The organism is Acidovorax sp. CF316, from assembly GCF_000276605.1.
Classification (GTDB): Bacteria; Pseudomonadota; Gammaproteobacteria; order Burkholderiales; family Burkholderiaceae_C; genus Acidovorax.
In genome coordinates this window covers 17,353-31,734 of the sequence record NZ_AKJX01000015.1, presented here as the reverse complement: position 1 = coordinate 31,734, position 14,382 = coordinate 17,353, and the positions used below count along the sequence as shown (strand labels likewise).

The 14,382-nt window shown below is 69.0% G+C and carries 12 protein-coding genes; 5 read left to right on the top strand and 7 right to left on the bottom strand.

What is annotated here, in order from left to right; all coding sequences use genetic code 11:
* Positions 1–44: 44 nt before the first annotated feature.
* Entirely contained in the window at positions 45–1,568 is a 1,524-nt protein-coding gene (locus tag PMI14_RS02045) for a wax ester/triacylglycerol synthase family O-acyltransferase (protein ID WP_369751421.1), read from the top strand.
* 4 nt (positions 1,569–1,572) lie between these two features.
* Positions 1,573–2,139 (top strand): DUF922 domain-containing Zn-dependent protease, encoded by a 567-nt coding sequence (locus PMI14_RS02040; protein WP_007848848.1) that lies wholly within the window; start codon positions 1,573–1,575, stop codon positions 2,137–2,139.
* A 1-nt stretch (position 2,140) separates the two neighbouring features.
* On the opposite strand, the gene PMI14_RS02035 is transcribed toward PMI14_RS02040, so the two are convergent.
* A complete protein-coding gene (locus PMI14_RS02035; protein WP_007848847.1) occupies positions 2,141–2,719 on the bottom strand; it encodes a TetR/AcrR family transcriptional regulator in 579 nt (192 codons plus the stop codon).
* Between the two features lie 99 nt (positions 2,720–2,818).
* Between PMI14_RS02035 and PMI14_RS02030 the strand changes: the two genes are divergently transcribed.
* Entirely contained in the window at positions 2,819–3,286 is a 468-nt protein-coding gene (locus tag PMI14_RS02030) for a nuclear transport factor 2 family protein (RefSeq protein ID WP_007848846.1), read from the top strand.
* Between the two features lies 1 nt (position 3,287).
* Here the strand turns inward: PMI14_RS02030 and PMI14_RS02025 are convergent, their stop codons facing one another.
* Together PMI14_RS02025 and PMI14_RS02020 are read right to left on the bottom strand one after the other, a co-directional pair.
* Positions 3,288–4,385 (bottom strand): M14 family metallopeptidase, encoded by a 1,098-nt coding sequence (locus PMI14_RS02025; protein WP_007848844.1) that lies wholly within the window; start codon positions 4,383–4,385, stop codon positions 3,288–3,290.
* Between the two features lie 98 nt (positions 4,386–4,483).
* Positions 4,484–5,692: a M20 aminoacylase family protein gene (locus tag PMI14_RS02020; RefSeq protein ID WP_007848842.1), complete on the bottom strand. Its 1,209-nt coding sequence runs from the start codon at positions 5,690–5,692 to the stop codon at positions 4,484–4,486.
* 79 nt (positions 5,693–5,771) lie between these two features.
* On the opposite strand from PMI14_RS02020, the gene argE reads away from it, so the two are divergent.
* Positions 5,772–6,929 (top strand): acetylornithine deacetylase, encoded by a 1,158-nt coding sequence (argE, locus tag PMI14_RS02015; protein WP_007848839.1) that lies wholly within the window; start codon positions 5,772–5,774, stop codon positions 6,927–6,929.
* Between the two features lie 13 nt (positions 6,930–6,942).
* Here argE and PMI14_RS02010 read toward each other — a convergent pair whose 3' ends face one another.
* Positions 6,943–8,085, bottom strand: coding sequence for an ABC transporter substrate-binding protein (locus tag PMI14_RS02010; RefSeq protein WP_007848836.1), 1,143 nt, complete (start codon positions 8,083–8,085; stop codon positions 6,943–6,945).
* 117 nt (positions 8,086–8,202) lie between these two features.
* Between PMI14_RS02010 and PMI14_RS02005 the strand changes: the two genes are divergently transcribed.
* On the top strand, positions 8,203–10,284 hold the full coding sequence (locus PMI14_RS02005; protein ID WP_007848834.1) for a molybdopterin-dependent oxidoreductase: 2,082 nt from the start codon (positions 8,203–8,205) through the stop codon (positions 10,282–10,284).
* A 4-nt stretch (positions 10,285–10,288) separates the two neighbouring features.
* Here the strand turns inward: PMI14_RS02005 and PMI14_RS02000 are convergent, their stop codons facing one another.
* From PMI14_RS02000 to PMI14_RS01990, 3 genes are read right to left on the bottom strand one after another with little or no spacing between them, the layout of a single operon-like run.
* Entirely contained in the window at positions 10,289–11,929 is a 1,641-nt protein-coding gene (locus PMI14_RS02000) for an MFS transporter (RefSeq protein WP_007848830.1), read from the bottom strand.
* Positions 11,919–12,329, bottom strand: coding sequence for a DoxX family protein (locus PMI14_RS01995; RefSeq protein WP_007848828.1), 411 nt, complete (start codon positions 12,327–12,329; stop codon positions 11,919–11,921). Before PMI14_RS01995 ends, PMI14_RS02000 begins: the two co-directional genes overlap by 11 nt.
* Positions 12,329–14,218: an amidohydrolase gene (locus PMI14_RS01990; RefSeq protein ID WP_007848825.1), complete on the bottom strand. Its 1,890-nt coding sequence runs from the start codon at positions 14,216–14,218 to the stop codon at positions 12,329–12,331. Before PMI14_RS01990 ends, PMI14_RS01995 begins: the two co-directional genes overlap by 1 nt.
* Between the last annotated feature and the right edge of the window lie 164 nt (positions 14,219–14,382).

Below are 14,382 nucleotides of genomic sequence, written 5' to 3'. Positions count from 1 at the left end.
CCCGGGACCCCACGGCGGCGGCCGCCCGCCGCGGCGCCCAGGCCCTGCCCCCTGCGGCGCGCAAGGCCGCCGGCGTGGTGCAGAAGAACGTGCGCCGCGCCGCCACCGGCATGCTCGGCCTGTCGGGCGAGCGCATGAGCAAGGTCGACACGGCCTGGCTGCGCATGGACTCGGACAGCAACCTGATGATGATCAACGGCGTGTGGACGCTGGCCCCCGGCATCGGCTGGGAGGCGCTGTGCGAGCGCGTGCAGCAGCGCCTGCTGCAGTACCCGCGTTTTCGCCAGCGCGTGGTGGAAGACGCGGCCGGTGCCACCTGGGTCGAAGACCGGCAGTTCGACATCGCCGCCCACGTGCTGCGCGAGACCCTGCCGCAAGAGCCCGGCCAGAGCATGCAGCGCGCCCTGCAGGACCGCGTGGGCGAACTCGCCATGGAGCCGCTGGACCCGCGCCGCCCGCTGTGGCAGATGCACCTGGTCGAGAACTTCCGGGGCGACGACGGCCAGCAGGGTAGCGCACTGATCGTGCGCATCCACCACTGCATTGCCGACGGCATTGCGCTGATCTCGGTCACCATGTCGCTGGTGGACGGTGGTTCCGAGCCGCCCAAGCGCAGCCGCAAGGAGCGCGAGGCAGCGGCCACGGCCGAGGACTGGATCGCCGACGCGTTGATCAAGCCCCTGGCCGGCCTCACCGTCAAGGCGCTGGACCTGGCGGGTGACGGCGCGGCGCGCTCGTTCAAGGTGCTGGGCGATCCCGAGAAGGCCATGCAGCACGGCCTGGCCGGCACCATGGACATGGCGCGCGTGGCCTACCAGCTGGTGAGCGACGCGGCGGCCCTGGCGCTGATGCCCGATGACTCGCCCACACGCCTGAAGGGCCAGCCCGGCCAGGCCAAGCGCGTGGCCTGGTGCCCGCCGATCCCGCTGGAGGAGGTCAAGGCCATCGGCAAGGCGCTCAACTGCTCGATCAACGACGTGCTGCTGTCCTGCGTGGCCGGCGCCATCGGCGGCTACCTGCGCAGCCAGGGTGACGACCCCACGGGCCAGGAGATCCGCGCCATGATCCCCGTGAACCTGCGCCCCATGGAAGAGGCCTGGAAGCTGGGCAACCGCTTCGGCCTGGTGCCGCTGGTGCTGCCCATCGGCGTCGCCAACCCGGTGGAGCGGGTGTACGAGGTGCGCCGGCGCATGAATGCCTTGAAAGGCAGCACCCAGCCCATCCTGGCGTTCGCCATGCTGGCCGTGGCCGGCCTGATGATCAAGCCCGCGCAGGATGCGCTGCTCAACCTGTTCGGCCGCAAGACCACGGCCGTGATGACCAACGTGCCCGGCCCCAAGGAGCAGCTCACGCTGTGCGGCGCGCGCGTCACGCAGTGCATGTTCTGGGTGCCGCAGTCGGGCGACATCGGCCTCGGTGTCTCGATCCTGAGCTATGGCGGCGGCGTGCAGTTCGGAGTGATCACCGACACCACGCTGTGCCCCGAGCCCCAGCTCATCATCGACGCCTTCGCGCCCGAGTTCGATCAGCTCTCGCTGCTCACGCTGATGCTGCCCTGGGGAGACTGAGACCTTGCGCAGGCTTGCCGTTCTGGCGGCAGCAGCAGCGGTGCTGCCGCTGCTGCCCGCCCGCGCCGCCGTGGTGCAGGAGCATGTGCATCGGCCCTACACCGTTCACCTGCAAACCGGGCAGACATTGCGCCAGGCGCTGCAGGCGGCCACGCCCATCGTGGTGGATGGCCGGCGCTTCCATGGCTACACGCGCTGGCATGTGCGCTGGAGCTACCGCTGGTGGCGCGAGGCCTCGGGGCGCTGCGCGATCACGGAGGTCACCACGCGCCTTTCCACCGAGGTGCAGTTGCCCGAACTGCACAACGCCTCGCCGCAACAGCAGGCCGCCTTTGACCGCTACCTGCGCGCCTTGGCGCAGCATGAGCAGGGGCATGCGCAGTTCGGGCGGGATGCGGCCCAGGCCATCGACCAGGGCATTGCCCGGCTGCCGGCAGCCGCCGATTGCGCCACCCTGGAGCGCGAAGCCGACGCGCTGGGGCGCCGCCTGCTGCAGGAGCACGTGGAACGCGAGAAGCAGTACGACCGGGGCACCGGCCACGGCGCCACGCAGGGCGCACGGCTGGAGTAGGTCAGCGCCGGGGCAGCAATGCGGGCAAGAGGTGCGACACGCTGGCCAGCACCGCAGGCACCGGCTCACCCAGTTGCGCCCGCACGATGGCACCCTCCACCACCAGGGCCAATGCCTGCGCATCCTGCGCTTGCGTGGCCGATGGCGGCAACAGCATGGCCAGCAGGTCTGTCATGTCCTGCTTGTGGCGGCGGGCAATGGCATTCACTTCGGGCACCGTGTCGCCCAACTCGCTCACGCTGTTGATGAAGGCGCAGCCGCGGAAGTCCTCGCGGGTGAACCACTCGCCCAGCGCGGGCGCCAGGGCGGCCAATCCGGTGCCGGCCTTGCCATGGCGCGCCAGCGCATCGGCGAACCAGGCCATCCACAGGGCGTGGCGCATCTCCAGGTAGGCGCAGACGAGGTCGTTCTTGCTCGGAAAGTGCCGGTAGAAGGTCACCTTGGTCACGCCCGATTCGGCGATCACCTTGTCGATGCCCGTGGCGCGGATGCCCTCGCGGTAGAACAGCCGGTGCGCCGTGTGCAGCAGGCGCTCGCGCGCGGGCAGGTCCTGGACGTCGATGGGGGGAGCAAGCAGCATGGGGCCATTGTAGACAAGTCTGTCTACATGCGTTTATGATGACGACGTAGACAGACTTGTCTACACCTTATCGACTCTGCCCATACCGAGGTGCCGCCCATGGAATCCCGCCCGCCCCTGCCCCCCTTTTCGCTGGAAACCGCGATCCAGAAAGTCCGCCTGGCCGAAGACGGCTGGAACTCGCGCGATCCGGCGCGCGTAGCGCTGGCCTACACCGAGGACACACGCTGGCGCAACCGCGCCGAGTTCCCGGTCGGGCGCGCGGCAGCGCAGCAGTTCCTCGAGCGCAAGTGGGCGCGCGAGCTCGACTACCGGCTCATCAAGGAAATCTGGGCGTTCAGCTCGCACCGCATCGGGGTGCGCTTCGCCTACGAATGGCACGACGATGCAGGCAACTGGTTTCGCAGCCACGGCAACGAGAACTGGGAATTCAACGACGCCGGGCTGATGGCCGTGCGCCATGCCAGCATCAACGACCAGCCGATCAAAGCGGCCGACCGGCTGTTCCACTGGCCCCAGGGCCGGCGCCCGGATGACCATCCAGGGTTGACCGAACTGGGCCTGTAAGTCAGTTGCTCAAGCCGTCCACGGCTTGGAACATCGACTGGCGGGCCTGGCTTACGATCTGACCCTTCCAGGCGTCGGTGTCGGTGTAGAAGGCTTCCAGCATCTGCGCCTTGATCTGTTTCGCCTGTTCGGCCGGTGCATCCGGGTGCAGGTTGAGCCACTGTTCGGCGCGGATCGCATTCATCACGTCGAGCACCGGCACGGTGCCGTACTCCATGGCGATGCCCGTGCTCTCGGCGTGCGGGCATTCGTCGTAGATCGCGTTCCACATCAGCCCGGTGAGGAAGGCCGAGGTCGAGGAGCCGTCGTAGATCGAGGTCACCGGCGTGGCACCGCCGCCATCCCACCAGGCGCGGGCACGGGCCACCGAGGCAGCGTCGTCCTTGCCCGCGTAGATGCGCTCGCCATGGCCGTTCGGGCCCAGGCCGGTGTGCAGGTCGATCCAGGCGATCTGCGAGGCGCCGGCGCCATGCTGGCGCAGCACCTGGCGCAGCGTGCGGTTGCTCCAGCTGGGCTCGGTGCCGCCGAAGAACAGGCCCTGCGGAAACTCGTGCTGGCCGCGCGATATTGCGGCCTGCCAGGCACCCTCGCCATGCGTGTCGATGTACTGCTGCACGGCAGCCAAGTTGTCGGCACCGGGTGGCCATTGCTCGGGCAGCAGCAGGGGCTGCACCTCGCGGTAGGCCTCGTTCACGGGCAGGGGCTGGCTGAAATCCTGGAAGTTGCGGTTCAGGTCCACGTTCTCGTGCGTGAAGCGGCGCACGTGCGAGAAACCATAGGGGTTGAGCGCATGGATGTAGAGCGTGGCCACACCGGCCGCGTGCGCCTTGTCGCGCCACTCCTGGTCGTGCAGCGAGAACACCTGCACGCCTGTGCCGCAGTAGCCTTCCACCCCGTGGCAGGCGCTGCTCACGATGAGCAGCTTCTTCGCGTCGGCCGGACCATCGCGCACCACGTCCATGGCCAGGTCCTCGCCATCGCGGCCCTTGAGCGGGTGGGCATGCGACTCGATGGGCAGGCCGGCCGCCGCCGCGCCCTCCAGAAACTTCTTGCGGGCCTGGGCGTAGCTGGGCGAAAAGGCGTCGACGATGCCGATCATGGGGCGGTTGCTTTCGTGGGTGGGGTTGGGAACAAAAGAAAACCCGGGGCACGCAGGGGTGCCCAGGGTTTCAGGACAGAAACGACAACCGGTGTCAGTCAGGCCGCCGTGGGCTGGGCCAGCCACTCTTCGGCCAGCTTGACCCAGTAGGTCGCGCCCAGCGGGATCAGGTCGTCGTTGAAGTCGTAGCTCGGGTTGTGCAGCGTGCAGGGGCCGCCGCCATGGCCCATCTCGCGGTGGGCGCCGTCGCCGTTGGCGATGAAGCAGTAGGCACCGGGCTTGGCCTGCAGCATGAAGGCGAAGTCCTCGGCGCCCATGGTGGGCTCCTGCACCATCACATTGGCCTCGCCGACGATGCCGGCCATGACCTTGCGCGCGAACTCGGCCTCGGCCGGCGAGTTCACGGTCGGCGGGTAGTTGCGGTGGAAGTGGAATTCGCAGGTGGCGTCGTGCGCGGCGCAGGTGTGCTCGGCCACCTGCTTCATGCGCTTTTCGATCAGGTCCAGCACCTCGATGGAGAAAGTGCGCACCGTGCCCTGCAGCTCGCAGCTGTCGGGCACCACGTTGGTGGCTTCGCCCGCGTGCACCATGGTCACCGAGATCACGCCCGCGTCCACCGGCTTCTTGTTGCGGCTGATGATGGTCTGGAAGGCCTGCACCATCTGGCAGGCGATCGGCACCGGGTCGATGCCGTTGTGCGGCAACGCGGCGTGGCTGCCCTTGCCGCGGATGGTGATCTTGAACTCGTTGCTCGACGCCATCACCGGCCCCGGGCTCACCGCGAACTGGCCCACGGGCATGCCGGGCCAGTTGTGCATGCCGTAGACGGCCTGCATGGGGAACTGCTCGAACAGGCCGTCGGTGATCATCTCGCGCGCACCGCCACCGCCCTCTTCGGCCGGCTGGAAGATCAGGTACACGGTGCCGTCGAAATTGCGGTGCTTGGCGAAATGCTGCGCTGCAGCAAGCAGCATGGCCGTGTGGCCGTCATGCCCGCAGGCGTGCATCTTGCCGGTGTGCTTGCTGGCATGGGCAAAGGTGTTGAACTCCTGCATGGGCAGGGCGTCCATGTCGGCGCGCAGGCCGATGGCCCGGCCGCTGGCCCCCCCGTCACGCCCCTTGACGATGCCGACCACGCCCGTGGTGCCCAGGCCGCGGTGGATGGGAATGCCCCATTCGGTGAGCTTGTTGGCCACCACGTCGGCCGTGCGCACCTCTTCGAAGCACAGCTCGGGGTGGGCGTGAATGTCCCGGCGCACCGCTGCAATACTGGCCGCCTGGGTGACGATGGAGTCAATAACGTTCATGATATGTGTCCTTACGATTTCACAGTCTAGCCCGAGAGCAACCTATGTGCCAACCCGGGTTAATCACCAGTCCATGCCCATGATTTCCTCCCCCGCCCTCGACCTTGCGCAGACCCTGGTGCGCATGAACACGGTGAGCCAGAACTCCAATCTGGAGCTGATCCACTTCATCCGCGACCACTTGGCAAAGCTGGGCGTGAAAAGCCGCCTGACCTACAACGCCGACAAGACCAAGGCCAACCTGTTCGCCACGCTGGGCGAGGGCAAACAGAACGGCATCATCCTCTCGGGCCACACCGACACCGTGCCCTGGGACGGCCAGGACTGGACGATGGACCCGCTGAGTGCACTCGTCAAGGACGGCAACCTGTACGGCCGCGGCAGTGCCGACATGAAGGCCTTCATCGGCATCGCGCTCTCGCACGCCGCGCAGTTCCTGGCCAGCGACGCCCCGTTTGCCGTGCACTTCGCCTTCAGCTACGACGAGGAGGTGGGCTGCTTCGGCGTGAAGGAGCTGATCGCCGACCTGCGCGACGCCAACATCCGTCCGCTGGCCTGCATCGTGGGCGAGCCCACGAGCATGGTGCCGGCCATCGCCCACAAGGGCGTGTACCGCTACAAGTGCTGCGTGCGCGGCAAGGAAGCGCATTCCTCGCTCACGCCGCATTCGGTGAACGCCATCGAGATGGCGGCGCGCGTGGTGGGCCGGGTGCGCGACATGGCCGAGGGCTTCGAGCGCAGCGAGCCGCGCTTCGAGGGTTTCGACGTGCCATTCTCCACCGCCAGCGTGGGTCAGTTCCACGGCGGCATTGCCGACAACGTGGTGCCGCGCGACGCCGAATTCCGCTACGAATTCCGCGACCTGCCGACGGCCAACGCGGCCCAGATGCAATCCGAGGTGCTGGCCTACGCGCGCTCGCTCGAACCTGCGATGCAGAAGGTGGCGCCACAGACCGGTTTCAGTTTCGAGACCATCTGCGAGATCCCGAGCTTCCTGGGCAGCAAGGACGACGCCGTGACCCGCCTGGCGCAGGAACTGAGCGGCGAGCAGGGCACCACCCTGGTGGCCTTCGGCACCGAGGCCGGGCTGTTCAAGAACGCCGGCATCCCCACCGTGGTCTGCGGCCCCGGCAGCATCCAGCAGGCGCACCAGCCCGACGAGTACGTGAGCCTGGAACAACTGGGCCGCTGCGAGGCCTTCATGCAGGGCCTGGCATCGACCAAGGCCTTCGGCTGACGCGCAAGGGGCGTCAGGTCCTCACGCGCCCATCACCGGTCAGCATCGACATCTCGACGAAGTTCGAGGCCGCATGGTCGGTGGCGCTGTAGGACACCTGGAAGCCCGAGATGGCCTGGCTGCCCAGGCCTTCGAGCCCGGCGATCAGGCCGTCGCGGGTGATCTTGCCGTTGGCCTGGCGCAGGCCCTCGGCAAAAACGCGGGCCGCCACGAACCCCTCCATGCTGGAGTAGTTGGCCTGCACCTTGTCGCCGCCCTTCTTGATGGCCTCCAGGAACTCGCGCGTGATCTGGCGCGAGGGCTGGTAGGGCGAAGGCATGACCTGCGAGACCACCACGCCGGCGCCGTCCTTGCCCAGCTCGTCGGCCAGGGCCTGCGTGCCCACGAAGGACACGTTGTAGAACGTGCCGCCAAAGCCCGCCTTGCGCGCGGCCCGCACGAAGGCGGCGCTGCCCGCGTACGCGGCGATCTGCACCACGGCGTCGGGCTTGGCGGCCACCAGCTTCTCGACGGCGGCCTTCACATCCACCGAATTGCGCTCCACCGTCGCCGTGGCCACGGGCGCCAGTTTCTGCTCGGTCAGCGCACGCACCACGCCATCGAGCCCGGCCTTGCCATAGGCATCGTTCTGGTGGAAGACCGCGATCTTCTTGAGCCCCAGGTTGGTGAGCTGGCGCACGATGAGCGCGGTTTCGTCGTAGTACGAGGCGCGCACATGGAACACCAGCCGGTTGAACGGCTGGCGCAAGGCCTCGGCCCCGGTGAACGGGCCGAAGAACGGCACCTTCTCCTTGGTGAACAGTGGCAGCGCCGCCAGGCTGGTGGGGGTGCCGATATAGCCGAACAGCGCGAACACGTCGTCGGCCATGAGTTTTCGGGTGTTTTCGGCGCAGCGGTCCGGCTCGTAGCCATCGTCGAGCGTGCGGATCTCGATCTGCCGCTTGCCCACGCCGCCCTGGGCATTGAGCTGGTCGAAGAACAGCTTGGCCCCCTGGTGGAACTGGATACCGAGCTGCGCCGCCGGCCCCGTGAACGGGGCCGACTGGCCCAGCACGATGCGCCCTTCGCTCTGCGCCCGGGCGGTCTGAAAGCCGGCGAGTGCCACGGCACCCAAGCCCACGGAAAACTGCCTGCGCCCCAATACAACGTGGTTCATGGTGAAATCCCGGTTCTAAGAAAATCCCAAGAGCGGTGCGTCCGCGATACGCCCGGACGGGCCGCGCCACAAGCGCGCCACCAGCCCTGCATGCCAGTTTAACGACCAGCCCCACCCATGCCTACGATTTCGGCCCCTGTTTCCCCTGAATCCGTGTCCCTGATGGTACGTGGCGCCTGCCCCCACGACTGCCCCGACACCTGCGCGCTGCTGACCACCGTGGTCGATGGCGTGGCCACCCGGGTGCAGGGCAACCCCGCGCATGCGCACACCGATGGCGTGCTGTGCGCCAAGGTCTCGCGCTATACCGAGCGCAGCTACCACCCGGAGCGGGTGCTCACACCGCTCAAACGCAGCGGCCCCAAGGGCAGCGGGCAGTTCACGCCCGTCAGCTGGGACGAGGCCCTGGGCGACATCGCACAGCGCCTTTCCACCATCGCCGCGCACGACCCCGAGGCCATCCTGCCCTACAGCTACGCCGGCACCATGGGCATGGTGCAGGGCGAGAGCATGGACCGGCGCTTCTTCCACCAGCTCGGCGCCTCGCTGCTGGACCGCACCATCTGCGCCTCGGCCGGCGCCGAGGCCCTGGTGCAGACCCTGGGCGGCAAGGTCGGCATGAAGGTGGAGTTCTTCGCCGAGGCACAGCTCATCCTGATCTGGGGCAGCAACTCCATCGGCAGCAACCTGCATTTCTGGCGCTATGCCCAGCAGGCCAAGCGCAACGGTGCGAAGCTGGTCTGCATCGACCCGCGCAAGACCGAGACAGCCGACAAGTGCCACGAGCACATCGCCCTGCGCCCCGGCACCGATGCCGCGCTGGCCCTGGCGCTGATGCACGAGCTGATCGCCCACGACTGGCTGGACCACGACTACATCGCACGCCACACCCTGGGCTGGGAAGGCCTGCGCGAGCGCGCCCTGCAGTGGCCACCCGAGCGCGCGGCCGAAGTCTGCGGCATCCCCGTGGAGCAGATCCGCCAGTTGGCCCGCGAATACGGCACCACAAAGCCCGCCGCCATCCGCCTGAACTACGGCATGCAGCGCGTGCGCGGCGGCGGCAATGCCGTGCGCGCCGTCACCTGCCTGCCGGCGCTCACGGGCGCCTGGCGCCACCGCGCGGGCGGCATGCTGCTGTCCAGCTCGGGCCAGTACCCGGTGCAGCGCGCCGTGCTGCAGCGCCCCGACCTGCTGGCGGGCCGCCAGCCGCGCACCATCAACATGTCCACCATCGGCGACGACCTGCTGCGCCCGGCCTCGCCCGGCTTCGGCCCCCAGGTGCATGCCGTGGTGATCTACAACAGCAACCCCGTGGCCGTGGCCCCCGAGTCGGGCAAGGTGGTGCAGGGCTTTGCGCGCGAAGACCTGTTCACCGTGGTGCTGGAGCACTTTCACACCGACACGGCCGACTATGCCGACTACATCCTGCCGGCCACCACGCAGCTCGAGCACTGGGACGTGCACCTCTCCTACGGCCACACCGATGTGGTGCTCAACCGCCCGGCCATCGCCCCGCTGGGCGAGGCGCGCTCCAACGCCCAGATCTTCCGCGACCTGGCCGCGCGCATGGGCTACACCGACCCGTGCTTTGCCGACGACGACGCCACCCTGTGCCGCCAGGCCTTCGGCGATGCGGTGGACTATGCGCTGCTCGAATCGCAGGGCTTTGCCACGCTGGCCATGCCCGACGCGCCGTTTGCCGAGGGCCAGTTCCCCTCGCCCTCGGGCAAATGCGAGTTCTACAGCGCGCGCCTGGCCGCCCAGGGGCTCGATGGCCTGCCCGACCACCTGCCCAACTACGAGCTGCAGGGCAGCTCGGCTGCCTACCCCTTGGCGATGATCTCGCCGCCCGCGCGCAACTTCCTGAACTCCAGCTTCGTCAACGTGAAGACCTTGCGCGACATCGAAGGCCGGCCGCTGCTGGAGATCCACCCCGACGACGCCGAGGCGCGCGGCATCGCCAACGACAGCATCGTGCGCGTGTTCAACGCCCGGGGCAGCTACCGCTGCCACGCCAGCGTGTCGCGCCGCGCCCGGCCCGGCGTGGTCAACGGCATGGGCATCTGGTGGCGCAAGCTGGGGCTCGACGGCACCAACGTCAACGAGATCACCAGCCAGGCCCTGACCGACCTGGGCCGCGCCCCCACCTTCTACGACTGCCTGGTGGAGGTGGAGGCCGTGGACGACCAGGCCGCCTGAGCCCTCAAGCCCCTGGCGCCAGCGCCAGGTAGTGGTGCACCACGGGCTTGCCGGGCCCCTGGTGGAAGCGCAGCGCCTGGGCCTGCAGGTCGGCATCGGCCTGGGAGACGCGGTCGTGCTGGCGCAGGTGCTCGGCCCAGGATTCGACCAGGAACCATTCGATCACGCGCTCGGGCTCGCCCGTGTGCTCGGCCACGCCCCAGGCATAGGCCCCGTCGCGCCGGCGTTCCATGGCCACCAGCTGCATGGCGGCCAGGAAGGCCGCTTGGTCCTCCTTGCGGATGCGGTACTCCACCTGCACCATGACCGGGCCGCGGTCGTGCGCCACGGGTTCGGCCAGCAGGGGCTCGGGCCAGTGGCGCGAGGGCTGCAGGTCCGCCTCGCCCGTGGGCAGCTTCACGCGGTGGAACACGAAGGCCACCAGCACCAGCCCGGCCGCGCCGATGAGCAGCGTGGTCGCCAACCCCAGTTGCCCCGCCACCAGGCCCCAGCCCAAGCTGCCGGCCGCCATGGCGCCGTTGAACACCATGAGGTAGATGGCCAGGCCACGCCCGCGCACCCAGTTGGGCAGCACCGCCTGGGCCACACCGTTGAGGGTGGTCAGCGCGATGATCCAGCCCAGGCCCAGCACCAGCATCAGTGCCACGGCGGCCCATTGCGGCGGCGCCAGCGTGAGCACCGCCATCACCATCGCGGTGAGCAGCGAGGCCGTGAGCACCAGGCCATCGGTGTCGAGCCGGCGACGCAGCCGGGGCAGCAGCACGGCGCCCAGGATGGCGCCCGCACCCACCGCGCCCAGCAGCACGCCATAGAACCCGGCCGAGCCGCCCAGCATGCGCCGGGCCACCAGCGGCAACAGTGCCCACACCGAGCTTGCGAACAGGAAGAACACCGCCGCGCGCAGCAGCACCACGTGCAGCTCGCGGCTGGCGCGGGCATAGCGCACGCCAGCCCGGAAGGCGCCGAAGAACTGCTCGTTGCGCCCCGTGTCCACGGCCGGCGGCCGGCGCCACCACAGCAATGCAGCCACAACGAACACGTAGCTCAGCACGTCCAGGCCATAGGCCGCGGCCGCACCGAAGCTGGCCAGCAGCAGGCCGCCCACCGCCGGGCCCACGGCACGGGCGATGTTGATGCCCAGCGAGTTGAGCGCCACGGCATTGCGCAGCTCGCTGCGCGGCACCAGCTCGGGCACGATGGACTGCCAGGTGGGGCCCATCAGGGCTGCGCCCACGCCGCCCAGGAAGGTCAGCGCGATCAGGTACTCCACCGTGAGGGTGTGGGTGTGCGCCAGCAGCAGCAGGGCACCGCTCACGCCGGCCAGCAGGATCTGCACGCCGATCAGGAAGCGCCGCCGGTCGAGGATGTCCGACAACACGCCGGCCGGCAACGCCAGCAGAAAGATCGGCAACGTGGCCGCCGTCTGCACCAGGGCCACGGCCGTGGGGCTGGTGGACAGCTCGGTCACCATCCAGGCGCTGGCCACATCGCGCATGAAGCTGCCGATGTTGCCCAGCACCGTGGCCGCCCAGAGCACCGCGAACACCGGCAGGCGCAAGGGCGCGAAGCTGCCGGACGGCGCTGCAGGCGCAGCCGCTGGCGCAGAGGTTGCAGGGTGGTGGTGGTCGTCGTGTTCATGCGCCATGAAGGCCTCCCAGGTCATGCCAGGCCACGAGCACGAAACCGCCCGCCAGACCCCAGTGTTCGAAGAATGCGTTGGCCGCGCGCCGGCGCTCTGCCGGTGCGGCCTGCCAGAAGCGGTCGGCCACGAAGGCCGCCAGCACCGTGAAGCCCGCCAGGGCCAGCGCCCCCAGCCACCGGTGCCAGCCCGAGACCACCAGGGCCGAAGCGCCCAGTTGCAAGGCAATCGTGGCCAGCGCCAGCGGCGCGGCCGGCGCCAGGCCGAAGTGCCGCATCTCGGCCACGGCACCTGCGAAGTCGCGCGCCTTGGCCAGGCCGCCCTGCAGGTAGGCCGCACACAGGCACAGCAGGGCCAGCGACTGCACCCAGGGCGCGGTCGCTGCGGAGTGAAGGGCCTCGGCCATCACACCGCCCAGCAGGCGCAGCCCAGGGCGCCCCAGAAGCCCTTGAGGTCGGCAATCGGCAGCTGGCTGCTCCAGGCCGTGGCGTGCTGGTGGCCGTGCACATTGCAGTCATTGGCGCAGGCACAGGCGGCAGCCGCCTGGCGCAGGGCCGCCTGCAGGGGCTTGCCTTCCTGGTCGCCCCAGCCGGCGTAGCCGCCGAAGGTGCGCACCGGCGACCAGTCGGGCATGGCGGGCGGCGGCGCGGCACCGTCGGGCGCGGCGAATTCGCCCACGCCGTAGACCACCTTGCCACCCACCACGGTGAGCAGGGCCGTGGTGTCGGCGATGTCGGATTCGGGGCAGGCGAAGAAGTCGCGGTCGGGCACCACCAGGTCGGCGAGCTGGCCCACCTCGATGCGGCCCTTCTTGCCCTCTTCGTTGGAAAACCAGGTCACGTTCTCGGTCCACATGCGCAGTGCGGCCTCGCGGTCCAGGCAGTTGCGCTGCGGGGTCAGTTGCAGGCCACCCACGGTCTTGCCGGTGACCAGCCAGGACAGCGAGACCCAGGGGTTGTACGAGGCCACGCGCGTGGCGTCGGTGCCGGCGGAGACCTTGACGCCTTTCTCCAGCATGCGCTTGACGGGCGGCGTGGCCTCGGCCGCGCCGGCGCCGTAGCGCTCGACGAAGTACTCGCCCTGGTAGGCCATGCGGTGCTGCACGGCCACGCCGCCGCCCAGGGCCGCGATGCGGTCGATGGAGCGCTCGGAGATGGTCTCGGCATGGTCGAAGAACCAGTTCAGGCCGGCCAGCGGCGTGTCGCGGTTCACCTTCTCGAACACGTCGAGCGCGCGGGTGATGGTCTCGTCGTAGGTGGCGTGCATGCGCCAGGGCCAGCGGTTCTGCGCCAGGATGCGCACCACGTCCTCGAGGTCGTCCTCCATCTCCGGGCCCATCTCGGGCCGGGGCTGGCGGAAGTCCTCGAAGTCGGCAGCCGAGAACACCAGCATCTCGCCCGCGCCGTTGTGGCGAAAGTAGTCCGTGCCCTGCTTGTACTGCGAGGTGGCTGTCCAGTGCAGGAAGTCCTCTTTCTCCTGCTTGGGCTTTTGCGTGAACAGGTTGTAGGCCAAGCGGATGGTGAGCTGGTCGGCGTCGGCCAGCTCCTGGATCACGGCGTAGTCGTCAGGGTAGGCCTGGAAGCCCCCGCCCGCGTCGATGGCGCCCGTGACACCGAGGCGGTTGAGCTCGCGCATAAAGTGGCGCGTGGAATTGACCTGGTAGTCGTGCGGCAGCTTCGGGCCCTTGGCCAGCGTGGCGTAGAGGATGGCGGCATTGGGCTTGGCCAGCAGCAGGCCCGTGGGGTTGCCCGCGCTGTCGCGCACGATCTCGCCGCCCGGGGGCGCGGGCGTTTCGCGCGTGTAGCCCACGGCGCGCAGCGCGGCGGCGTTGAGCAGGGCGCGGTCGTACAGGTGCAGGATGAACACCGGCGTGTCGGGCGCCACGGCATTGAGCTCGGCGATCGTGGGCAGGCGCTTCTCGGCAAACTGGTGTTCGGTGAAGCCGCCCACCACGCGCACCCACTGCGGCGCGGGCGTCACCGCCACCTGGCGGCGCAGCATGGCCATGGCGTCGGCCAGGCTGCGCACGCCGTCCCAGCGCAGTTCCATGTTGAAGTTCAGGCCGCCGCGGATGATGTGCAGGTGGTTGTCGATGAGGCCGGGCAGGACCGAACGGCCCTGCAGGTCGATGACGCCGGTGCCGGGGCCGGCCAGCGGCAGGATCTCGCGGTCCGTGCCGACCTGGATGAAGCGGCCACCCGCGATGGCCACGGCGCTGGCCGTGGGCTGGGCCCGGTTGAGCGTGGTGAAGCGGCCGTGGTGCAGGATCAGGTCGGGCGTGCTGGTCTGGGCCATGGGAAGGATTCTTTCAGAAGCGGGAATTGAGCGGATGGCACTTGCGGCCACAACGGCGCCTGGAGGTTACCCCCGGCGCGGCTGAGAAAACTCAGCGAAGCGGTTCTGGCTAGGCGCTGCGTCGCAGGCAGTACGCGAGTACGACAAGACGCAGCAACGACGCC

Coding starts and splice junctions, on each gene's coding strand:
- PMI14_RS02035 (WP_007848847.1), bottom strand. CDS start 2,719: ATGCTGCTTGCTCCCCCCATCGACGTCCAGGACCTGCCCGCGCGCGAG.
- PMI14_RS02030 (WP_007848846.1), top strand. CDS start 2,819: ATGGAATCCCGCCCGCCCCTGCCCCCCTTTTCGCTGGAAACCGCGATC.
- PMI14_RS02025 (WP_007848844.1), bottom strand. CDS start 4,385: ATGATCGGCATCGTCGACGCCTTTTCGCCCAGCTACGCCCAGGCCCGC.
- PMI14_RS02020 (WP_007848842.1), bottom strand. CDS start 5,692: ATGAACGTTATTGACTCCATCGTCACCCAGGCGGCCAGTATTGCAGCG.
- argE (WP_007848839.1), top strand. CDS start 5,772: ATGATTTCCTCCCCCGCCCTCGACCTTGCGCAGACCCTGGTGCGCATG.
- PMI14_RS02010 (WP_007848836.1), bottom strand. CDS start 8,085: ATGAACCACGTTGTATTGGGGCGCAGGCAGTTTTCCGTGGGCTTGGGT.
- PMI14_RS02005 (WP_007848834.1), top strand. CDS start 8,203: ATGCCTACGATTTCGGCCCCTGTTTCCCCTGAATCCGTGTCCCTGATG.
- PMI14_RS02000 (WP_007848830.1), bottom strand. CDS start 11,929: ATGGCGCATGAACACGACGACCACCACCACCCTGCAACCTCTGCGCCA.
- PMI14_RS01995 (WP_007848828.1), bottom strand. CDS start 12,329: ATGGCCGAGGCCCTTCACTCCGCAGCGACCGCGCCCTGGGTGCAGTCG.
- PMI14_RS01990 (WP_007848825.1), bottom strand. CDS start 14,218: ATGGCCCAGACCAGCACGCCCGACCTGATCCTGCACCACGGCCGCTTC.